This window comes from Arcobacter thermotolerans (genome assembly GCF_983172305.1).
This window is the reverse complement of the sequence record NZ_CFAFZJ010000003.1, coordinates 195,692-218,308: the sequence shown is the minus strand read 5'-3', so window position 1 is coordinate 218,308 and position 22,617 is coordinate 195,692. Positions and strand designations below refer to the sequence as shown.

The 22,617-nt window shown below is 27.6% G+C and carries 23 protein-coding genes and 1 pseudogene; 13 read left to right on the top strand and 11 right to left on the bottom strand.

Annotated elements, in window-relative coordinates; all coding sequences use genetic code 11:
* Nucleotides 1–17: 17 nt before the first annotated feature.
* From AC5LG6_RS04160 to serB, 3 genes are read right to left on the bottom strand one after another with little or no spacing between them, the layout of a single operon-like run.
* Nucleotides 18–1,370 (bottom strand): class II 3-deoxy-7-phosphoheptulonate synthase, encoded by a 1,353-nt coding sequence (locus AC5LG6_RS04160; RefSeq protein WP_066220075.1) that lies wholly within the window; start codon nt 1,368–1,370, stop codon nt 18–20.
* 60 nt (nt 1,371–1,430) lie between these two features.
* A complete protein-coding gene (locus AC5LG6_RS04155) occupies nt 1,431–2,423 on the bottom strand; it encodes a transaldolase (RefSeq protein WP_498585775.1) in 993 nt (330 codons plus the stop codon).
* A gap of 3 nt (nt 2,424–2,426) precedes the next feature.
* Nucleotides 2,427–3,053, bottom strand: a complete 627-nt coding sequence (gene serB, locus AC5LG6_RS04150; RefSeq protein ID WP_066167331.1) for a phosphoserine phosphatase SerB — start codon at nt 3,051–3,053, stop codon at nt 2,427–2,429.
* Nucleotides 3,054–3,132: 79 nt separating this feature from the next.
* On the opposite strand from serB, the gene AC5LG6_RS04145 reads away from it, so the two are divergent.
* From AC5LG6_RS04145 to gltS, 3 genes and pseudogenes are all read left to right on the top strand, one after another.
* Nucleotides 3,133–4,047 (top strand): methylenetetrahydrofolate reductase, encoded by a 915-nt coding sequence (locus tag AC5LG6_RS04145; RefSeq protein WP_498585774.1) that lies wholly within the window; start codon nt 3,133–3,135, stop codon nt 4,045–4,047.
* Entirely contained in the window at nt 4,044–4,433 is a 390-nt protein-coding gene (gene ruvX / locus AC5LG6_RS04140; protein WP_498585773.1) for a Holliday junction resolvase RuvX, read from the top strand. Before AC5LG6_RS04145 ends, ruvX begins: the two co-directional genes overlap by 4 nt.
* Before the next feature lie 21 nt (nt 4,434–4,454).
* Nucleotides 4,455–5,680, top strand: a pseudogene (gene gltS / locus AC5LG6_RS04135) (sodium/glutamate symporter).
* A gap of 21 nt (nt 5,681–5,701) precedes the next feature.
* On the opposite strand, the gene AC5LG6_RS04130 reads toward gltS, so the two are convergent.
* The 4 genes from AC5LG6_RS04130 to acpS form a co-directional block, all read right to left on the bottom strand.
* Nucleotides 5,702–6,406: a DsbA family protein gene (locus AC5LG6_RS04130; RefSeq protein ID WP_260884432.1), complete on the bottom strand. Its 705-nt coding sequence runs from the start codon at nt 6,404–6,406 to the stop codon at nt 5,702–5,704.
* 1 nt (nt 6,407) lies between these two features.
* Nucleotides 6,408–6,761 carry a DsrE/DsrF/TusD sulfur relay family protein gene (locus AC5LG6_RS04125; protein ID WP_498585772.1) on the bottom strand — a complete coding sequence of 118 codons (354 nt, stop codon included), beginning with the start codon at nt 6,759–6,761 and terminating at the stop codon, nt 6,408–6,410.
* Nucleotides 6,762–6,771: 10 nt separating this feature from the next.
* Nucleotides 6,772–7,359: an ML domain-containing protein gene (locus AC5LG6_RS04120; protein WP_260910711.1), complete on the bottom strand. Its 588-nt coding sequence runs from the start codon at nt 7,357–7,359 to the stop codon at nt 6,772–6,774.
* 161 nt (nt 7,360–7,520) lie between these two features.
* A complete protein-coding gene (gene acpS, locus AC5LG6_RS04115) occupies nt 7,521–7,874 on the bottom strand; it encodes a holo-ACP synthase (protein ID WP_066220058.1) in 354 nt (117 codons plus the stop codon).
* Between the two features lie 29 nt (nt 7,875–7,903).
* Between acpS and AC5LG6_RS04110 the strand changes: the two genes are divergently transcribed.
* Together AC5LG6_RS04110 and panC are read left to right on the top strand one after the other, a co-directional pair.
* Complete coding sequence (locus AC5LG6_RS04110; protein ID WP_498585771.1) at nt 7,904–8,863, top strand: ABC transporter permease; 960 nt, start codon at nt 7,904–7,906, stop codon at nt 8,861–8,863.
* Nucleotides 8,864–8,887: 24 nt separating this feature from the next.
* Entirely contained in the window at nt 8,888–9,706 is an 819-nt protein-coding gene (panC, locus tag AC5LG6_RS04105; protein WP_498585770.1) for a pantoate--beta-alanine ligase, read from the top strand.
* A 29-nt stretch (nt 9,707–9,735) separates the two neighbouring features.
* Here panC and AC5LG6_RS04100 read toward each other — a convergent pair whose 3' ends face one another.
* Nucleotides 9,736–10,170 (bottom strand): META domain-containing protein, encoded by a 435-nt coding sequence (locus tag AC5LG6_RS04100; protein WP_081560786.1) that lies wholly within the window; start codon nt 10,168–10,170, stop codon nt 9,736–9,738.
* 118 nt (nt 10,171–10,288) lie between these two features.
* Between AC5LG6_RS04100 and rimO the strand changes: the two genes are divergently transcribed.
* Nucleotides 10,289–11,629 carry a 30S ribosomal protein S12 methylthiotransferase RimO gene (gene rimO / locus AC5LG6_RS04095; protein WP_498585769.1) on the top strand — a complete coding sequence of 447 codons (1,341 nt, stop codon included), beginning with the start codon at nt 10,289–10,291 and terminating at the stop codon, nt 11,627–11,629.
* A gap of 8 nt (nt 11,630–11,637) precedes the next feature.
* Nucleotides 11,638–12,624, top strand: coding sequence for a tRNA lysidine(34) synthetase TilS (tilS, locus tag AC5LG6_RS04090; protein ID WP_498585768.1), 987 nt, complete (start codon nt 11,638–11,640; stop codon nt 12,622–12,624).
* A gap of 126 nt (nt 12,625–12,750) precedes the next feature.
* Here tilS and AC5LG6_RS04085 read toward each other — a convergent pair whose 3' ends face one another.
* Both AC5LG6_RS04085 and AC5LG6_RS04080 read right to left on the bottom strand, forming a co-directional pair.
* Nucleotides 12,751–13,764 (bottom strand): OmpA family protein, encoded by a 1,014-nt coding sequence (locus AC5LG6_RS04085; RefSeq protein WP_498585767.1) that lies wholly within the window; start codon nt 13,762–13,764, stop codon nt 12,751–12,753.
* 6 nt (nt 13,765–13,770) lie between these two features.
* A complete protein-coding gene (locus AC5LG6_RS04080; RefSeq protein ID WP_498585766.1) occupies nt 13,771–14,937 on the bottom strand; it encodes a MotA/TolQ/ExbB proton channel family protein in 1,167 nt (388 codons plus the stop codon).
* Between the two features lie 80 nt (nt 14,938–15,017).
* On the opposite strand from AC5LG6_RS04080, the gene AC5LG6_RS04075 reads away from it, so the two are divergent.
* Nucleotides 15,018–16,250: a L,D-transpeptidase gene (locus tag AC5LG6_RS04075; RefSeq protein ID WP_498585765.1), complete on the top strand. Its 1,233-nt coding sequence runs from the start codon at nt 15,018–15,020 to the stop codon at nt 16,248–16,250.
* Nucleotides 16,251–16,252: 2 nt separating this feature from the next.
* Here AC5LG6_RS04075 and AC5LG6_RS04070 read toward each other — a convergent pair whose 3' ends face one another.
* On the bottom strand, nt 16,253–16,846 hold the full coding sequence (locus tag AC5LG6_RS04070) for an HPP family protein (RefSeq protein ID WP_066405155.1): 594 nt from the start codon (nt 16,844–16,846) through the stop codon (nt 16,253–16,255).
* 121 nt (nt 16,847–16,967) lie between these two features.
* On the opposite strand from AC5LG6_RS04070, the gene AC5LG6_RS04065 reads away from it, so the two are divergent.
* The 5 genes from AC5LG6_RS04065 (at nt 16,968) to pstA (ending at nt 22,617) form a co-directional block, all read left to right on the top strand.
* Nucleotides 16,968–17,522, top strand: coding sequence for a PhnA domain-containing protein (locus AC5LG6_RS04065; protein WP_498585764.1), 555 nt, complete (start codon nt 16,968–16,970; stop codon nt 17,520–17,522).
* 62 nt (nt 17,523–17,584) lie between these two features.
* A complete protein-coding gene (locus tag AC5LG6_RS04060; protein ID WP_498585763.1) occupies nt 17,585–18,640 on the top strand; it encodes a substrate-binding domain-containing protein in 1,056 nt (351 codons plus the stop codon).
* A gap of 67 nt (nt 18,641–18,707) precedes the next feature.
* Nucleotides 18,708–20,438, top strand: a complete 1,731-nt coding sequence (locus AC5LG6_RS04055; protein WP_498585762.1) for a GGDEF domain-containing protein — start codon at nt 18,708–18,710, stop codon at nt 20,436–20,438.
* Between the two features lie 62 nt (nt 20,439–20,500).
* A complete protein-coding gene (gene pstC, locus AC5LG6_RS04050) occupies nt 20,501–21,433 on the top strand; it encodes a phosphate ABC transporter permease subunit PstC (protein ID WP_066220023.1) in 933 nt (310 codons plus the stop codon).
* Entirely contained in the window at nt 21,430–22,617 is a 1,188-nt protein-coding gene (pstA, locus tag AC5LG6_RS04045; RefSeq protein ID WP_498585761.1) for a phosphate ABC transporter permease PstA, read from the top strand. The genes pstC and pstA overlap by 4 nt, the downstream gene beginning before the upstream one ends.

Below are 22,617 nucleotides of genomic sequence, written 5' to 3'. Positions count from 1 at the left end.
AAAATCTACTTTTTTACCTATTTTCTAGCTTCTTTTAAAGTATTTGCTATCATAAATGATAGTTCTAAAGCTTGATCAGCATTTAATCTTGGATCGCATTGTGTATGATATCTACTAGCTAAATCACTTTGTGTAATAGCTGCTGATTTACTTCCTGTACACTCTGTAACATTTTGTCCAGTCATTTCAAGGTGAATTCCACCAGCATAAGAACCTTGAGCTTTATGAATTTGGAAAAACTGTTTTACCTCTCCTAAAATTGCTTCAAAATCTCTAGTTTTATAACCATTTTCAGCTTTTATAGTATTTCCATGCATTGGATCACTTGACCATAAAACTTTTTTACCCTCTTTTTCAACTCTTGCTAAAAGTTTTGGGAAATATTCAGCAATTTTTTCATTACCCATTCTTACAATTAAATTTAATCTTCCAGCTTCATTTTCAGGATTTAAAACATCAATTAGTTTGATTAACTCATCCTCTTTCATAGATGGACCAACTTTACAACCAATTGGATTTTTAATACCTCTAAAATATTCAATATGAGCACCATCTAAATCTCTAGTTCTATCTCCAATCCAAAGCATATGAGCTGAACAATTAAACCAATCTTTTGTGATTGAATCTCTTCTTGTAAGTGCCTCTTCATAATTTAGTAAAAGTGCTTCATGAGATGTAAATAGAGTTGTTTGGTTTAGCTGTGGAGTATTTTCACTTGTAATTCCACATGCTTTCATAAATGCTAAACTTTCACTAATTTTATTTGCTATCTCTTCATATTTAGCACCTAAAGTATTATCTTTTACAAAGTCTAAATTCCATAGATGAACTTGATTTAAATCAGCCATTCCACCTCTTGCAAATGCTCTTAAAAGATTCATAGTTGCAGCACTTTGATTATATGCTTTCAGAAGTTTTTTTGCTTTTGGCTCTCTTGAACCAATATCAAAATCTATATCATTTATAATATCTCCTCTGTATGAAGGAAGACTTAATCCATCTATATCTTCAAAATCAGAACTTCTTGGTTTTGCAAACTGACCTGCAACTCTTCCTACTTTTACAACAGGACAACCTCCTGAAAAAGTTAAAACTACTGCCATTTGCATCATTACTTTAAATAAATCTTTTATATTTGTCGCATTAAATACATTAAACGATTCAGCACAATCTCCACCTTGAAGTAAAAAAGCTTCACCATTTACAACTTTAGCAAGTTGTTTTTTAAGATTTAAAGCCTCTCCTGCAAAAATAAGTGGAGGATAAGATGCTAACTCTTTTTCTACTTGTTTTAAAGTTACTAAATCATTATAAGTTGGTTGTTGTTTTATTGGAAAATCTCTCCAGCTACTTGGACTCCATGTTTTCATATTTTACCTTTTATATATTTATTATTGGAAAAATTTTATCCAATATATCTTAAATCAAAATTAATGTTTTAATTTTGATAATAACTCTTTAAATGATACTTTAAATGCATCAAGACCTTCACTTAAAAGCTTTTCATAAACATCTTTTAATTTAATCCCATTTTGCTCTAAACTTTTAAAGTATTTATCACACTCATCTTCACTAATAATAACACTTTGCTCTTTTTTCCCATCTTTTAACCAATCTTCAATAGTTCCAAGAGGTGCTGTATTTACAGAATTTGGATATATCAAATTATATATATAATATGTAGGACTTAACTCATTCCCTTTTACTCCAGTACTTGCAAAAAGTGTTCTTATATTTGAGTTCTCTAATTTATTTACTTCATAGTAACATTTTGTAGCATTTACAATCCCTAATTTAGATGTAGCAAGACCTTTAGCACCTAGAGTTGTATCCATTAATCTATCAAATCTTGAAACAAAAACAGATACAACACCTTTTGTATCTTTGTTTGAAGCTTTAATTCCATCATCAAGTGCAATTGCACAATTTCTAGCTTGTTGTGGTGAAAAAATTAAAGTTGCATTTATATGAATTCCTCTACTACTTAACTCTCTCATAGCAATATATCCAGCATCAGTTGCTGGAATTTTTATCATTACATTATCAGCATTTAAACTTTTGTAAATTCTAAGTCCTTCTTCTATAGTTCCAGCTGCATCATCACATAAAAGAGGGTCAACTTCAATAGATATAAATCCATTATTTGTATCAATTTTATAAAGTGGTTCTAAAAGTTCAGCTGCTCTTCTTATATCTTTAAATGCCAACTCTTCATATATTTTTTTTTGATCATTTGCTTGTAACATATCAAGTTGCTGTTTATAAGCAACAGAACCTGTAATTGAAGCTTCAAAAATAGCAGGATTTGATGTTGCACCTTTTATAACTTCGTCATTAATTATCTCTTGGAATCTATTCTCTAAGAAATCTCTTTCAATAAAATCACACCAAATTGAGTAGTTTATATCTTCAAACTCTTTCATCTTTTAAGCCTTAATATGTTCTAAAATTTTTGTTAAATCTTTTGTATCTACTATAATATTTGCCTCTTTTTTAAGTACATCTTTTGCACAAAAGGCAACTCTTGTATTTGCTTCTGCAAACATAGATAAATCATTTGCTCCATCTCCACAAACCAAAGTATTCTCTTTTGAGATTTTTAAAAGATTTTGTAATCTTCTTATCATATCTCCTTTTGAGTAACCAAACATCATGTCTCCACCAACAAGTCCTGTTAAAATTCCATCTTTTTCATGTAAGATATTTGAAAAATCAGCATCAAGTCCTAGTTTTTCCCTTGCTGGGCTTGTTCCAACTCTAAAACCACCACTGAAACAAACAACTTTATAATCCATCTTTTTCAACTCTTTTACAATCTCATAAGAACCTTTCATTAAAGGTAAATTTGCACAAATTTCCACAACTTTTTTGTGTTCCATTCCTTTTAAAAGTGCAACTCTTTGAATTAAAGATTCAAAAAAATCAAGTCTTCCACTCATAGCCTCTTCTGTAATTTTTTTAACTTCATCACCCAAACCAAACTCAAAAGCTAAAATATCAATTGTTTCCCCATCCATAAGTGTTGAGTCAAAATCAAAAACTGCTAATTTCATAAATATCCTAAATATTAAATATTAAAAGGTATAATATTAACCAAAATTAACTAAAATAGTTTAAAAGGAATATATTAAAATGTTTGAAACACTTATTTCTAAACTTCAAGAGGATAAATATTTAACACTTGAAACAACACCTCAGCATGAGCCATCAATGCATAATATTGTTGAGAAAATCAAAAAATTTAAAATTGATACAAAAGTAGATGGTTTTACTTGTACAGACAATCCACTAGCGAAACTTAAATACAACTCACTTTTTGCAGCACTAAAACTTCAACAAGAGTTTAAAAAACCAGTAATTGCAACAATGACAATGAGAGATAGAAATAAAATAGCTTTACAATCAGATTTGCTTGGTGCAAATGATTTTGATATAAGAGCAATTTTAGCTCTTACAGGAGATCCAGCAAATATGAGCGATCAGCCAAATAGTAAAGGAGTTTTTGAAGCAAACTCTTTAATGCTTTTAAAAATGATTAAATCTTTTAACTATGGTATGGATTTTGCAGGTCGCCCTTTTAAAATTGAGCCTAAACAAATTTTTCCATTTGCAGTTGTAAATGCCTATGCCAAAAATTTTGGTTCATTAGAGAAAAAAATGCATCTAAAGATACAAAACGGTGCTGTTGGGGTTATTACTCAACCTGTTTTTGATATTGAAAATGTAAAAAAACTTTTAGAAAATTTTGAAAATGCAAAAGAGAATGTAGAAGGTGATAAAAGAAAAGCTCAATTAATTTTTGGAGTTTTTCCTATTACAAAACTTAGAACTGCCCTATTTTTATCTGCACAAGTTCCAGGTATTCATGTACCTCAATTTTGGATAGATGAATTGGAAAAAGCTCATAACATAAGTGAGGAAGAGGAGTATAAAGTTGGAATGCAGTTAAGCAAAAATCTATTTAAAGAGATTAATAAAATTCATCCAAAAATTCATCTAATGACTGCAAACAATAAATTTGAAGTTGCAAGTGAGATTTTAGATTGAGATTAGCTTCAATTGATGTTGGTCTAAAAAGAATTGGGGTTGCAATCTCTCTTATGAGTGATATTGTAACTCCACAAAATGCTATTATTAGAAAAAATAGAAATCAAGCTGCTCTTGAAGTAAACAATTTTTTAAAAGAGTGGCAAATTGAAAAACTAATTATTGGACTTCCAAGCTCAAATATAGATACTCAAAACAGAATAAAACACTTCACAAGCTTACTAGAACTTAAAATTCCTTATGAATTTTGTGAAGAGAATCTTAGCTCAATAGAGGCAAAAGAGCTTATGAAAGGTGAAGTAAAACAAGTAAGAGATGGAAGAATTGACTCAATTGCTGCAAAAATAATCTTAGAAAGATATATAGATTTAATAAAAAAGAATTAAATATTTGAAAAAGGAAAGTTTATGAATTTTACATTTAACGCCTACTACACATTAATAGCAGCAGTAATAGTTTTACTTATTGGTAAATTTTTAGTAAATAGAATTGAATTTTTAAGAAAGTATAATATTCCAGAACCTGTTGCTGGTGGTCTTGTAGCAGCTACAATTTCTACTTTAGTATATAATTTTTGGGATATAGTATAACAACAAGTAGTGAACTTCAAACAAGTTTTATGCTTATATTTTTTATCTCAATTGGTCTTAGTGCAAATTTTGCAAAACTAAAAGAGGGAGGAAAATCTCTTTTTATTTTTCTTCTTGTAGTTTCTGGTTTTATTATAATTCAAAACTTTGTAGGAATATCTCTTGCTACAGCTTTAGGAATTGAGCCTTTAATTGGTCTAATTGCTGGTTCTATAACTCTTACAGGAGGGCATGGAACAGCTGGAGCTTGGGGTTCAATATTAGAGACAAAATATGGAATTGAAGGAGCTATGGGGCTTGGAATGGCAGCTGCAACTTTTGGTCTTGTAATGGGTGGAATTATTGGAGGACCTCTAGCAAAATTTTTAATAAATAGATATAAACTTTCAAATGAAAAAGAGTTACAACAAAATAACTCTAAAGATGAGAAAGTAATTGATGAGTTTGTTCCATTTGAATATCCAAAAGCTGTAAGATTAATTACTACAAATAGTGCAATATCAACCTTAGCTCTATTTGCAGCTTGTTTAGCATTTGCTGATTTTATGACAAACTTTGCAAAAGGTTCAGCATTTGAACTACCTACTTTTGTCTGGGCACTTGCAGGTGGTGTAATTTTAAGAAACAGTTTAGAAAATATCCTAAAAATTGAGATTTTTGATAGAGCTATTGATGTATTTGGAAATGCATCATTATCTTTATATCTTGCAATGGCTTTACTATCTTTAAAACTTTGGCAACTATCAAACCTAGCTGGTGCTTTAACTGTAATTTTAATTTCTCAAGTTCTTATTATGATTTTATATGCTTATTTTGTTACATTTAGAGTTATGGGAAAAAATTATGATGCAAGTGTTTTAGCAGCTGGACATTGTGGTTTTGGTTTAGGAGCAACTCCTACAGCAGTTGCAAATATGCAAGCAATTACAAATATGTATGGACCTTCGCACAGAGCATTTTTAATAGTTCCATTATGTGGAGCATTTTTTGTAGATTTAATAAATACTACAGTTATTCAAACCATCTTTAATATTTTTGAGTAATTATTTAAACCTAAAGAACTTTTACAAGCTCTTTAGGTTTTTGTTTATTCTTGAAATTACCTCTTCTAAACTACTATATCCAATAGATATATTTACTTTTTGTTTTTTATTTACAAGAATTAAACTAGGGAAAGAACTACTTAAATTTCTTCCAAATATAAACTCATTTTGAAGTTTTTTATCCAAAGATTTATCTTCAAATAGCTTAGAAAACTCTTCAAAATCAAGATTTAAATCTTCACAAATTAATTTATAAAACTCTAATTTTTTTGTATCTTGTGAATTTGCATAAAATTTTTCTTGAATTTTAGAAAAAAACTCTAAAACTATCTTACTATTATTAAAACTTAAAATTTTTGAAATCAAAACAGCCTTACAAGCTGGTGTTGTATCATAATCAAAATTTAATAAATCAAGTATTTCAAAAGAGAACTTTTTGCCTGTCCTATTTGAAATATTTGTCCATTCTTCTTTTAAAAAGCCTTTAAATCTTTTATCCCATAAAACTTGACCACTAGCTCTTAGTCCTGCAACAATAGTTTGGAATTTTATACCATTTTTAGCGCAGTACTCTTGAGTATCTTTTAAAATATCACTCATTCCATAACACCAAGAACACATAGGATCACCAATATAAAATAGTGTTGGTTGTTCTAGCTCCAACTCATCTTTTAAATCAACTTCCTTAACAGAGCAAACTCCTAATTTTTCATCACAAACTATCATATTAATATGTTAAAACTCTCTTTGCATTTATTGTCCACTCGCCTAACAAGTCCAAGCTTCCTCTTATATCGTCATTTAAATATGGTTCATTTTTATAATCACCAGACCTTTTAAGACTTGTTCCACAAGCTTTTATCTGCACACCTAAAGTCAAAATCTCTTTTATCATAGCTTGTAAATCTATATCATAAGTATCAGGTTTTTTTGCAATTGCACGCACCAAATCTACAGCATCACTAATACAAAAAATTTTTACTTCTTGCTTCATCTCGACTAACTTTTTAACTAATCTCAAAGCATCATAAATGTTATCACTTCCATCATATGGTTTCGTACTTAAAATAAATAGTGTCATAAAAGCTCCTTTATATAAATTTTATAACTTCATCTTTATATTTTAATAAAATCTCACTAACTCTTTTTTGCCAAGCAGAGCCAAAAGTTTCAAGCTCCTCTTTTGTAGCAATTTTTTGTAAACCTTTTTGCATCAAATTTCCATCAAAACCACTCAAAGAGATATTTGATAAATCATAGAGAACTTCAACTTTTTCTTGATTATCAACTCTTGTAAATCTCATATCACCTTTTATAGGTGCTTCATATTTAAGTAGATTATTTCTAAAGTATTGCCCTTGAAGTCCTTTAAATCCATCTTCCTCTTTTGCTCCTGTTATAAATGAAGCTACATTTGCTAAAACTCCAGTTGTTCCAGAACTTTTTGAATCTCTTAGCTCAACTCTTATTTCACCACGAACTGGTAACTCATCTTTGTATAACTCTTTTAAAGCTTTTATAGTCATAAGATAAGCTCCAGCAACTGTTGGACACGAATGACCGCTTAGTTTTACAACATCTTGAAAAGTATATACAAAATCATCATCAACACCAAGAAATCTTCCTAATTTATCTTTTAAAATAATTGTTTCAACATCTTGAAAAAAATCTATATTCATATAATTTACCTTATTTTGATTTTTATAATTTAATAGAACAAAAATTGTACGGTGGACTTATTAGGAGAGATTTAGGGGCAAGTCCACTCGTACAAGCTCTATGTTAGAGTAAAGAAATTCTAATATATTATTTAGACTCTTTTGTTGATTTATATCAAACATTATTTTTTTAAACTATTTACTACAACTGCTATTGCAAAACCACCATCATGTGTGATACTAATACTTGATTTTTTAATTTTAAATCTTTTTTTTAATTTTTTACTATATTTAATCTTTGGAGCATTGTTCTTATCTTTTTTAATTTTTATATCATAAAATGAACAAATCTCTCCAATTCCAACCCCAATAGCTTTACTAGCAGCCTCTTTTGCAGCCCAAAAACCAGCTGCATTTTGAGGAGATTTTATAAACTCTTTTTCATCTTCACACAAAAATCTATCATAAAATTTATCACCAAACTTTTCATGCATCTTTTTTATTCTATCTATGCTAACTATATCTATACCTATCATTTAATCCTATCTTTTGTATAATCTTAACTATGAATATATTTATAAAAAAACTATTATATCTTATCATTATGCTGTTTATTATTAGCCTAATATCTTTTGTTGCTATAAATTTAGCTCCTAACTCATTTTTTGCAAGTGGAGAGCTAAATCCAAATATAACTCCTGAAGCAATAGAGGAACTAAAGGCTATATATGGTCTTGATAAACCGCTATATATACAATTTTTCTCTTGGATTTACTCAATTTTACAACTAGATTTTGGAATATCTTTTGCAAGTGGAGAAAAAGTAAAAGAGGAGATATTAAGTAGAATTCCAATAACTTTGACAATAAATATTGTATCTATGATTTTAATTTTTATAATAAGCCTTTATTTTGGGATTAAATCTGCTATGAAAAAAAATTCAATATTTGATAGATTTACAAATCAACTTTCACTTTTGAGTTTTTCGATGCCATCTTTTTATCTAGCACTTGTTTTGGTTTTAATTTTTTCAATAAAGTTTGAACTTTTTCCAATAGCTGGACTTCATAGTGTACCAAATGATGGAAGTTTAAATTACTATTTAGATTTTGCTTGGCATTTAACTCTTCCTATATTTATAATAGTTTTTGGTGGAATTGGAAGTTTGATTTTATATATAAGAGCTTTAACTATTGAGATTCTAAAAAGTGATTACATATTTTTTGCACGTGCTAGAGGATTGGATAATAAAAAAATCTTAAGATACTATATTTTACCAAACTTATATCCGCCAGTTATTACACTTTTAGGACTTTCTCTTCCTGGAATTATTGGTGGAAGTGTAATTTTAGAGACAATATTTTCAATAGATGGAATGGGACTTCTATTTTATCAAAGTGCTTTAAGCCATGACTATCCAGTAATTATGGGAATACTTATAATTGGAGCATTTTTAACACTAATTGGAAATATGTTTGCAGATTTAATTTTATTAAAATTAAATCCAAACTACAATGAAAAATAATTAAAACTTTTAAAGGAATATATATTGCAAATAGTTAAAACTATAGAAGAGTTACAAAATATTAGAAAAAATTTGAATGGAAATATTGGATTTGTTCCAACAATGGGTGCTTTACATGATGGACATATTTCACTAATCAGAAAAGCAAAAGATGAAAATGAGGTTGTAATAGTATCTATTTTTGTGAATCCTACACAATTTTTAAAAGGTGAAGATTTAAATAAATATCCAAGAAAAGAGGAAGCAGATATAAAAATTTGTCAAATGTGTAAAGTTGATTATCTTTTTATGCCAAATATAGAAACTATGTATGAAAAAGATGAAGTTTTAATAAAAGCTCCTATTAATAGTTATGTACTTGAAGGATTTACAAGACCAGGACATTTTGATGGAGTATTGCAAGTTGTTTTAAAATTGTTTAATCTCACACTTCCTAAAAATGCTTACTTTGGTAAAAAAGATGCCCAACAACTAGCACTTATACAACAAATGGTAAAAAATCTATTTTTACCTATAAATATTATTGCTTGTGATATTGTAAGAGAAAGTAGCGGATTAGCTCTTAGTTCTAGAAATGTATATTTAACTCCTGAACAAAAAGAGGAAGCTCTTAAAATTTCAAAATCTATTTATATGGCTGGAAATCTAATAGCAAAAGGGGAGCGAGATTCAAAAATTGTAAAAGATAAAATCTATGAAATTTTAGAAAATCTTGATGTAGAGTATGTGAGAGTTGTAAATAAAAGATTTGATGAAATAGAAAAAATAGAACCATCAAACACAATAATTTTAGTTGTTGTTAGATTTGGAAATGTAAGACTTCTTGATAATATTTGGATGTAAATTAATAAAATAAAAAGATAGTATTTAAACTATCTTTTTATAAATCTTGCTATCTCTTTATTGTTCTTATCAAAAAATATTAAACTGTTTCCATCTATTTTATAAGTTGTTACTGTATTTAAAACTTCCATATAATCACGTTCTACACTCATATCAGAACACATCATCATAGTGCTACCAACTTTAGAGATATTAATATTGTTTGGTTTTATGTCAACTTTTCCAAAAAAGCTATTACAACCTAAATTTCCAAAAACTTTATTCTCTTTTTCAAAATTTATAATAGCAACTTTTTCAACTTTTTTTATATCTTTTTTATTTAAGCTTTTAAGTTCCCACTTTGTATTTTTTAAGACTTGATTATTACTTGCTGTCTCTAATCCTTTAGTTGAACTAAAAGAGTTTAAAGCTAATCCTAAAATAAGTATCAAAATAGTCAAAAAGAAATTTGATTTCTTAAACATAATTTTCTCCTAAATTTTATTTAGAGTTTTATAATACTATTTTTGTACTTATTAATTTATATAAATGCAAAAGTTAGCTAAAATCTTTCAAAAATTTATAAATGATGGATAATGTTAGATGAAATTTAGTGAAGAAAAACCAAAGAAAAAACTACATATGGTAAGCCTTGGATGTACAAAAAATTTAGTTGATAGTGAAGTAATGTTAGGAAAACTAAAAGATTATGAACTAACAGATGATGAGAGTGAAGCTGATTTAATTATAGTAAACACTTGTGGATTTATAGATAGTGCAAAAGAAGAGAGCATAAATACAACTTTAAATTTACACAATGAAAGAAAAAAAGATTCTGTTTTAGTTATGGCTGGATGTTTAAGTGAAAGATATAAAGATGATTTACAAAAAGAGCTTACTGAAATAGATATTTTCACAGGTGTTGGAGATTATGACAAAATAGATAGATTGGTTCATGAAAAAAGAAGTAGTTTTTCAAATGAGGTTTTTCTAGCAAGTGAAGAAAACGATAGAGTAATAACAGGTTCAAACTATCATGCTTATGTAAAATTAAGTGAAGGATGTAATCAAAGTTGTTCATTTTGTGCTATTCCATCATTTAAAGGAAAACTTCACTCAAGAACACTTGAATCACTTGTAAAAGAGGTTACGAACCTAGTAAAAAAAGGATTTAAAGATTTCTCTTTTGTATCACAAGATTCATCATCTTATTTAAGAGATTTGGGACACAATGATGGATTAGAACAATTAATTGATGCTGTTGAAAAAATAGATGGAGTAAAAACAGCCAGAATTTTATATCTATATCCTAGTACAACTACACACAATTTGATAGATAAAATTGCAGACTCAAAAGTTTTTGTAAACTACTTTGATATGCCTCTTCAACATATATCTCAAAATATGTTAAAAATTATGAAAAGAGGTAAAGGTGCTGAAAAATTAATTGAACTCATGAACTATATGAGATCAAAACCAAACTCTTTTGTAAGAACAACTTTTATAGCTGGACATCCAGGAGAGAGTGAAGATGATTTTGAAGAGCTTTGCTCTTTTGTAGAAGAATTTGGATTTGATAGAGGAAATGTTTTTTCATATTCTGATGAAGAAGGAACATCAGCAGAAACTAGAGATGATAAAATTGAGCAAGAGTTAATAGATGAAAGAGCTGAAATTTTAGGTGATATAATTTCTCAAACAACTATTAAATCTTTAGAAAATGATATTGGAAAAAGTTTTGAAGTTTATATTGATGGAGAAAGCCAAGAGCATGAATATCTTTTAAGTGCTAGAAAAACTATTTGGGCTCCACAAATTGATGGAGAAATATATATAAATGATAATGAAGATAATATACCAATAGTTTTTGGTGAAATTTATGAAGTAGAAGCAACTGAACTAGCTGGTGATAAACTTCTAGCAAAGATTATAAGAAAAGTATAAAATAGATTATGATTTTTGATTTTAGTAGGATAAAAAATAGCAAAAATCTTCTAGCCTTTTCAGGTGGAGTTGATAGTAGTGCTCTTTTTTTCTTACTTCTAAATCACAAAATTGATTTTGATATCGCAATTGTAAACTATAATACAAGAGAACAATCAAAAGATGAAATAGAATATGCTTTAAATTTAGCAAAAGAGTATAAAAAAGAGATATTTATTAAAGATGTTAAACTAGAAAATAGTTCAAACTTTGAAAAAAATGCAAGAGATATAAGATATATTTTTTTTGAACAAATTATAAAAGAAAATTCTTATGAAACTCTTATAACAGCACACCAACTAAATGACCGTTTAGAGTGGTTTTTAATGCAACTATCAAAAGGTGCTGGACTTGTTGAACTTTTTGGAATAAAAGAGTTTGAAGAAAAAAAAGATTACAGTATTTTTCGCCCACTTTTAAATGTAAGCAAAGATGAGTTAGAAAAATATTTAAAAGAGAATAAAATAAAATATTTTATAGATAACTCAAATATAGATGAAAAATATAAAAGAAACTACTTTAGACACAATTTTTCAGATAAATTTTTAAATGAGTTCAAAAGTGGAATTAAAAATAGCTTCTCTTTTTTGGAAGATGATTTAAACTCTTTAAATATTAAATTAGAACCTGTAATAACTATTGAAGATTTAGAAGTTTTTGAGAACTTAGAAGATGATAATCTAAACCTTAGAGTTATTGACAAATCTTTAAAAAGAAGAGGAGTTTTGATAAGTAAAAAACAAAGAGATGAGATAATCAAACAAAAAGAGATAACAATTTCTCACAAAATAAATATTGCAATTACTCAAAAATATATCTTAATAGCTCCAAAAGTAGAAATTATATTGCCAAAAGAGTTTAAAGAAGTTTGTCGAATTCAAAAAATCCCACAAAATATGAGAGCTTATATTTTTTCTAAAGATATTTTAAAAGAGCTAAAACTAAGTTTTATTTAGCTCTTTTTCTTACCAAATAAAAACTTAAATATCTTTTGAAAGATATTTAGGTTTTTTTCTACAATCTTTTGCTTTATCTCTTTTGAAAGTTCTTCCAAATGAGTAGGTGTATATAATGGTTTTTTATCACTGAACTCTATTTTCATTTTGTTTATCCAAATAGTTTTGTATCTCTTTTATAGCTTCTTCATTTTTAATATTAAACTTAATCTCAATTCTTCTTGAAGCATCTTTATCTTCAACACCTTTTTTATCTAAAATCAAATCAGCAGAACTTCTTCCGCTTGAGTTTACAAAAATACTTAAAAGCTTTTTATCTACAATATTTGATTCATATAAAAACTGCATAACTGCAAGTGCTCTTTGTTGAGATAATAAAAGATTTGCCAAATATGTTCCATCACTATTTGTATGACCTTCAATAGTTATATTTTCTATATATTTTGATATCTCTTTATCATCTAATAAAAGTGAAAGATAGTTTTTCAAAACACTACTTAACTCTTTTTTTGCTTCCTCTTTTAAAATATAAGAGTTTTGGTCAAATAATATATTTGATGAAAATTTTATAGCTCCACTTTTCTCATCTACATGTATAGAGCTACCTAGTTTCTCTTTTAATTTAGCTATAACATTTAACTTTATTCCTGTTAAAGTTTTTATCTTTAATTTTGCAATATCAAAATCCTCTACCATTTTTTGGTGAATTTGAGTTTGTACCAAAAGTTTATCTGCTAAAAGTTTTAACTCCTCATCTTTTAAAGCAATTTGATTTGAACTATCATTTAAAGCTAAATTTAAACCATCATTTTTACTCTTCTCATCTTTGATATTAATCTCGTACTCAAGCAAAAGAGCTTTTAGTTTTTCAACCTCTTTATTGCTTAAAACTATTTTTTGGTTTGCATCTTTTAAATCTTCTAAACTCTTTTCATACATATTTTTTGTTTTTGCTAACTCATAAAATAGCTTTGATTTTGCATCTTCACTATCTGCAAGGCTATGTTGAGTATATAGATATTTTATAACTATTGATGCAATTACCAAAATAAATACAAAAAGCAACCCCGCCATCAAATCAGCATAAGAAACCCAAAAGTTTTCCTCTTGATTTTTGTTTTTTTCATTTTTTTTATACATCATTTTCTACTTTGATAAATCTTTAAAAATAGTCAAATCTTTTACTATATTTGCTGTTTGTAAATCTATTTGTCGTAAAGACTCTTTTAATCCCTCTTCAAATTTCCACTCTATTTTTTCCATATCACTTTTCATAGTTTCAATACTTTTTACGATATTTGTATATATTGCTTTTAGATTTTCGCTACTTAAGTTATTCATATGAGAATTTAATTCAAGAATATTTTTATTTAAGTTATCTGAAACATCTTTGAAAATCATTGTTTGTGAATTTGATTGTAGAGATAATTTTTCAACTGCACTTGCTAATTTTTCAAAATTTGAAATATTCTCATCAATTCGTAAAGACAACATATACTCTTTTTGTAGTAATTCATCAAGGCTTTTTGCTCTTTGTTCTATTGATCTATTTATATCATACATAGCTTGGCTAGAAGTTAACTCTTCAAAAATTTTACTCATGCTAGAAAAGTTATCTATATTACTTTTTATATGAATTGACTCTATATCTATTTTTGTCCAAAAAAAGTTTTTTGTACTCTCTTTTATAATATAACTATCGTGATGAAATCTACTAAGACCAAATTTTTCAAAAAATATCCACCAAATAGATAAAAATATTCCATAAATTGATACATAAAAAGCTGTTCCAACTCCACTTAAAAGTTTAGTAATTTCACTATCAAGTGCCGCAATATTATTTGATGTAAAATCTGGCATAGATAAGGCTATTGATATAAAAGTTCCCAAAATTCCTAAAGTTGGAAAAATTCCACTTGCAATACTTGAAAAATTACTATTTCTTAAATTACTTGTATAATCTTGTAAAAAATCATCTACACTTCCATTTGCTTTTGAAGTTTGAGCAATTGTTAAAAGATTACTGTTTATATAATCAAGTAAAGCTATTTGTAAATCTGCATATAAAGTTCTAAACTTACAAGCTACAAAATAAGCATTGTGTCTAATAAAAAATAGATATATAAAATATATTGCACCAATCAAAATAACGCTATGTATCTCAACTTTTAGTGGCAAAACTCCAAAATAACATAAAATAACCAAAATAAATAATAAAGTAGGCACAGTAAGTAGTGTGAAAATTCTTGAAAGTGGTTTACAATTTGTATAAAATCTTGAGTTTAACTCAATTAAATCTTCCTCTTTAAACATAATATTTCCTTCAAATTTTTAAAATAACCTCCATTTTATCTAAATTTAGTAAAATAACAAAAAAAAATTTAGGGATTTATATGAAAAAAAGTCTGTTTTTGATTTTGATTTTACCTTTTTGTCTATTTGCAAATGAGAAAAAATATACTGTTTCAGTTTGTACAACTTCAACTTTAGAAAATGCACTTGTGTGTAAAAAAAGAATCTATGATAATACTATTGGCGAGGTTTTCATAGTAAAACAAAATCAAAAATACTACACATATTTAAATACTTACGATGACAAAGAGATAGCAAAAGTTACAATACAAAATGCTTCTAAATATGTAAAAGATCAAAAACCTTACATAAAAGAGATTGATATAAAAATTGTAAATCAAATTGATAAAAGAAAACTTTTTATAGATATGGATAATCCAGTTAGTTTAAATAGTACAAAAGATAACTCTTTAAATAAAAATAAAAAAAATAGAGAACAAGAAGAAAAAGAGTTTGAAAATAGGAAACCTGAAGCTGTAAATATTCCAATAGTTTCAATGTTGCCTGAAAATATTGAAATTTTGGGACTTTTGCCTTATGATAATCAAAATATAGAAAAAAATGAAAAAAATCCTGAAACTAAAATAGAATATGAACTAAAAAGTGAGATAGATTTTGGCAATCAATCTTCAAACGATATTTTAAGCCAAGAGGATGAAGAAGAACTTTTGCAAACGAGTCTAAATGAGTTTGATGAACAGATAAAAAAAGGCTCAAAAAGTAATCAAACTTTTACAAAATCTTATGAAAAAAAGGTTTCAAAATCAAATTTACCAAAAGAACAAAGAAGAAATCTAAATAACTACGATGAATTAATAATAAGAGTAGATTCAAAAACAAATATTATGGAACTTTTTGCAAAAAATGGTGAAAATGAAGAAAAAATAAAAAGCTATATTGTTTCAACAGGAAAAGATAGTATAAAAAAACCATTAGGAGTTGGAAGAATTTCACAAATTTCACTAAATCCAGTTTGGTATCCAACTGCTGATACTAAAAAAAGCTTTGCAAAAAAAGGGATAATTTTACCAAATGTTGTACCACCAAATCATAAATATAACTATATGGGAATGGCAAAATTAAATCTAACTCATAGTGTTGATGGAAATACAACATATAGAATTCATGGAACTTTAAATGAAAAAACTCTAGGAAGCAACGAAAGTGCTGGATGTATTAGAATGAGAAACAATGATGTTGTAGAACTAGCAATTTTACTAGAAGAGTTTGCCAATATTAAAACTTTAAATAAAATAAAGGTAGTTTTAATCTAAAACTACCTTTTGTCTCTTTTCAAACTTCTTCTTTTATACCTTTGATACTTCTTTTTTAAATAATGTTTAAAACTCTCTGGATATGCCCTATTTTTAGGAATATTATTTACTATAAATGCAATTAAAAATAGAATTAAAGCTCCACTAAAAACTGGAATTAAAATATAAAAAAATTCAAGCTCATGTATTTGTTCACCTCCAATAACTGCTATTAATGAAGTTGCACCTCCTGGAGGATGTAAAGTTAAAGTTAATTGCATAATTAATATAGATGTTGAAACAGCAATTGCTGTTGCTAAAAATAGATTTGAAGAGAAAAGCTTATATGAGATAACTCCTACAATAGCAGATAATAAATGTCCTCCTATTAAATTTCTAGGCTGAGATAAAGGAGAATTAGGAACTCCATAAATCAATACAGCACTTGCTCCAAAAGAACCAACAACTAAAGTTAAATCTTTATCATCTAAAATATCCATGTGAAAATATGAAATTGCAATAATCCCTAAAAAAGAACCTATCCAAGCCCAAAACATATTTGATTTATCAATATTTTCTAAACTTATTTTTCTAAACTCTTTATTAAAAAAATTCATTTTTTATACCTTTTTGAAAAAATACATACTAATAAATTTTTTTCCTAATTTGTATGATTTATATCAAAAAAGATTCTATTTGGTATAATAAAGACTATTTTTAAAAAATGAGGTAATTTTTATGGGTATTTTAGAAGATTTAATAAAAAGATCAGAAAATAGTTGCGAACTTTGTAAATGTGAAAATGATTTAGATATTTTTGAAGTATCACCAAGTGATGGAACAGCAGAACAATCTGCACTTTTATGTCCAAAATGTAAATCACAATTTGAACAAAATTGTGAACTTGATCCAAACCATTGGTATTGTCTAAGCGAAGCTATGTGGAGTGAAACTCCTGCAGTAAAAGTTTTATCATATAGAATGTTAAAAAAACTAGATAATCAAGAGCTATTGGATATGATTTATTTAGATGATGAAACTTTAAATTGGGCAAATAAAGGTTTAGAAGAGTTTAACACTAGCGTTGTACAAAAAGATTGTAATGGTGTTGTTTTAAGTGCTGGAGATACAGTTACTATAATCAAAGACCTTGAAGTAAAAGGTGCTGGATTTACTGCAAAAAGAGGAACTGCGGTAAGAAATATCTCATTAGGAAGTGAAGAAGGTCAGATAGAAGGTCGTGTAAATGGTGTTAAAATAGTTATTCTAACTCAATTTGTAAAAAAATCTTAAAGGTAACCAAATTGTAACCAAGCGAAACTAAACTTCCAAATATCAAATTATTAGGAAGTAAAATGAGTTTCAAAAAAACATCTATGGCTTTAATAGCAAGTACACTTTTAGTTACAACTTTAAGTGCAAGAGATCAAATCAAAATTGTTGGTTCATCAACAGTTTATCCTTTTTCATCTTCAGTTGCTGAAGAGTTTGGTGCTACAACATCTTTTCCAACACCAGTTGTTGAATCAACAGGAACAGGTGGAGGAATAAAACTATTTTGCGCTGGAGTAGATATAAATACTCCTGATATTGCAAATGCTTCAAGACAAATGAAAGCAAGCGAATTTAAAATGTGTCAAGAAAATGGTGTTACAGATATAACTGAAGCATTAATCGGTTTTGACGGAATCGCTATTGCACAAAGTTCAAAAGTACAAGGTTTTAATGTAACAAAAGAGCAATTAGCACTAGCTGTTGCTGCACAGGTTCCATCAGCTGATGGAAAATCACTTATTGCAAACCCTTACAAAAAATGGTCAGATATTAGTAATAATTTGCCTGCTAGAGAAATTATAGTTTATGGTCCACCAAAATCATCAGGTACTAGAGACTCTTTTGAAGAGTTAGTACTTCAATCTGTGTTTGAGAAAAAAGCAGTTTATACAGATTTATTTAAAAAAGATGAAGTTGCAAATAAAAAATATAAAGCATACTCTGAAATTAGAACAGATGGTGTTTATGTTGAAAGTGGTGAAAATGATAATTTAATAGTACAAAAGCTTACAAAAAATGAAGCTGCTGTTGGTATTTTTGGATACTCATTTTTAGCTGAAAACAAAGATAAAGTTGTTGGTTTAAGTATTGATAATATTTTCCCAACAGTTGAAACTATTGCAAATGGTAGCTATCCAGTTGCAAGATCTATGTATTTTTATATCAAAAATCAACACTCTAAAGATGTTCCAGCTTTAAATCAATTTAATAAACTTTTCGTATCTGAAAAGATGATTGGAAAAGATGGAATTTTAACAGAGTTAGGACTTATTCCATTAACTGATGATGTAAGAACAAAAGCTAGAGCAAAAGTTTTAAATAACGAAAAATTAAAAGCTGAAGATTTAAAACACTAACAACAAAATAAAAGGAGCTTAAAGCTCTTTTTATTACCTCTTTTCAAAATAACTTTAGGATACACTTATGATAAATTGGGATGAAATAATAGATAAATTAGATTATGCTTTTCAACCAATAATCTACGCACAAAGTGGAAAACTATATGCTGTTGAAGCACTATTACGAAATGTTCAAGATATACCAAATATTACAACTATTGATGATCTATTTGATTTAGTTTTTAGTAATGACTATTTATATGAATTTGATTTACTTTTAAGAGAAAAAGCTATTAAAAAATTTGCAAATATAAATATTCCAAATCTAAAACTATTTTATAATCTTGACAATAGAATAATCTACAACAAAAATTATAGTTCTGGAAATACCCAAAAGATTCTTACAAAACACAATTTAAGCAAAGATAAAATAATTTTCGAATTAAGTGAAAAAGGTACTTCAATAGAGCAGAATGCTCTTTCAACTATGCTTCAAAGATATAAACAAAGTGGTTACTCTATTGCAATAGATGATTTTGGAATAGGAGTTTCTGGACTAAAACTACTTTATTTTAGTGAAGCAAATATTATAAAAATTGACAGGTTTTTTATATCAAATATAGATCAAGACTCAAAGAAAAAACTTTTTTGTTCTTCTATAATTGATATGGCACATATTATGGGAATGCAAGTAATTGCAGAAGGTGTAGAAACACAAAAGGAATTTTATACTTGTAAAGATATTGGTGCTGATTTTATACAAGGATTTTTAGTTCAAAAACCAACAAAAAATATTGATGAAATACTACCAATTTACAATGATATTTCAAATCTTATTTTAGATGATAAAAGAGAAGATCAAAATAAATTTATAGATGAACAATTTATAGATAAAATTGAACCATTACCTGTAAATAGCTCTTTATATGACATAATTTTACATTTCAAAAAAAATACTGAGCATAACTTTGTTCCAATAGTTGATGAGTTCAAATATTTTCTTGGAATTATATACGAAAGCGACATAAAAAAAATATCTTATTCTCAATATGGATTATCTTTAGCACAAAATCAAAATTTTTCAACAACACTTTTAAAATATTTAAAACCTGCTTTAAGTGTTGAAATATCTTGGGGAATAGACAAAATTTTAGAGATGTATAACCTAAATTTTCAAAACTCTCTTGGTATTTTTATAACTCATTGCGATAAATATTTGGGATTTATAAATTTAAACTCTCTTTTAACAATGTCTTATAAAAGAAATATTGAAATAGCAACAAATCAAAATCCACTAACAAAACTACCTGGAAATAAGCAAATAGAGAGATTTATTGGAAACTCTTTTAGAAATATTCAAATAAATACAACCCATATAATCTACTTTGACTTTAATGATTTCAAACCTTTCAATGATATTTATGGTTTTAGACAAGGTGACAGAGCAATTCTTATATTCTCTGAATTATTACAAAAAAGATATCCAAACAATAGTTTTATAGCTCATATTGGTGGAGATGATTTTTTTGTAGGATTAACAGATTTTGCTTTTGAAGATGTTTTTAAATTAACTTTAGATGTTCAAAATGAGTTTGAATATAGTGCAAGAAATTTGTACTCGAAAGAGGATAAAGAGATTGGTTATATTGTCTCAAAAGATAGATTTGGAACAACTAGAAACTTTAATCTTTTATCTGTCTCTTGTTCAATTATAGAGATAAATTCCCAATCAAATATTCTAAATTTTGATGATACTTTAAATAGTATGAAAAAAGAATCTAAGAGTTCAAAAGAACCAGTTTATAAAGTTTTATAATCTGTAATCGTACTGTAATCAAACTCTATTAAACTTCCCTAAAATTAACATAAAGGTAAAGTTTGTTAAGTAGTCTTCAATCAGAAAAAAAACGAAGAGAACTAAATGAAAAGCTTATAAAATCTGCTCTTATTCTTGCAGCTGCTATATCTATACTAACAACTTTTGGAATTTTATTTTCAATATTATTTGAAGCTGTAGAGTTTTTCAAGTTAAGAAGCTTTTGGTACTTTTTAACAGGTACAACTTGGTCTCCTGGAGTTGCAAATAGCCAATTTGGTGCATTACCAATATTTGCAGGAACATTTGTAATAACAATAATAGCACTTCTTGTTGCTATTCCTATTGGTCTTGGAAGTGCTATTTATATGAGTGAATATGCAAGTCCTAAATTAAGAGATTATCTAAAACCTATTTTAGAAATTCTTGCTGGTATTCCAACTGTTGTTTATGGTTTCTTTGCTGCGATTACAGTTGCTCCACTTGTTGTGAAAGTTGCTGCTTTTTTTGGACTTGAAGCTACTTTTAACAGTGCTTTAGCATCAGGAATTGTTATGGGAATTATGATTATTCCTTTAATTTCATCTTTAAGTGATGACGTTATAAGAGCTGTTCCTGATAGTCAAAGAAAAGCAGCATTTGCTCTAGGAATGACTCATGGAGAAACTATAAAAAATATAGTAATTCCAAGTGCAATGCCTGGAATTATATCTGCATCACTTCTTGCACTTTCACGTGCTTTAGGAGAAACAATGATTGTTGTTATGGCAGCAGGTTTAAGACCAAATCTCTCTTGGAATCCACTTGAAGATATGACAACGGTTACAGTTACAATAGTAAACTCTTTGGTTGGAGATTTTGAATTTAACTCTCCTGAAACTCTTTCTGCTTTTGCTTTAGGATTGATGTTGTTTATTGTAACTTTGATTTTAAATATGATCTCGTTGTCAATGATAAGAAAATTTAAAGAAAAATATAAAGTGAATACATTATGATAAAAAGAAAAAAGAAAAATAAAGAACACAATCCATTTTATGACCCAACTCTAAAAAAAAGGCATTTAAGTGCAAAAAGATTTAAAAAGTTTACTCTAACTTCTTTAATCTTTTCAGTAGCATTTTTGGCATTTTTCCTTTTTGATATGATAGGAAAAGGTATTCCTGCATTTAATATAGCTTACATAAAAACAGATGTAACTTTTAATGAAAAAACTTTAGAAGATACAAGATTTGCAGTTCCAACCGAATATAGAAATTTAGTTTCAAGAGCAGCACTTAGGGATTTACCAAAATTATTAGAAGAAAATCCAACATATATGAATTCAACTCAAAATATTTGGATTTTAGCAAGTAGTCAAGTTGACCAATATATAAAAAATCACAATCATAATCTAAAAGATAAAGATATAGCAAAAGTTGATGAACTTTATGCTCAAGGTTTAATAGATAAAAAGTTTAATGCTATATTCTTTGAGAATGGTGATTCAAAAATTCCTGAATATGCTGGTATATTTTCAGCTGTTATAGGTTCTATTTTGACTTTAATTATAACAATGGCAGTTGCATTTCCAATTGGAGTAATGACAGCTATTTATCTTGAAGAGTTTGCGCTAGATAATAAATTTACAAGATTTATTGAAATAAACATAAATAATCTTGCAGCAATTCCTTCAATTTTATTTGGACTTTTAGGACTTGCAATATTTATTAATCTATTTGGAATGCCAAGAAGTTCACCTTTAGTTGGGGGATTAACTCTAGCACTCATGACTCTACCTATTATAATAGTTAGCTCAAGAGCAGCTTTAAGAGCGGTTCCAGATAGTATAAGACAAGCAGGATATGGTTTAGGATTAAATAAAATTCAAGTAACTAAAGATCATGTTTTACCACTTGCATTTCCTGGGATAATGACAGGTTCAATTATTGGTTTAGCACAAGCTATGGGAGAGACAGCACCATTGATTATTATAGGAATGATTGCATTTATTCCAGATGCTCCTTCAATGGTTACACAAGCGGCAACAGTTATGCCTGCACAACTATTTACTTGGGCTTCTATGCCTGAAGGTATGTATATAGAAAAAACAGCAGCAGGAATTTTAGTTTTATTAACAATATTAATTTCACTAAATGCAATAGCTATATATCTTAGAAAAAAACTTGAAGTAAAATGGTAA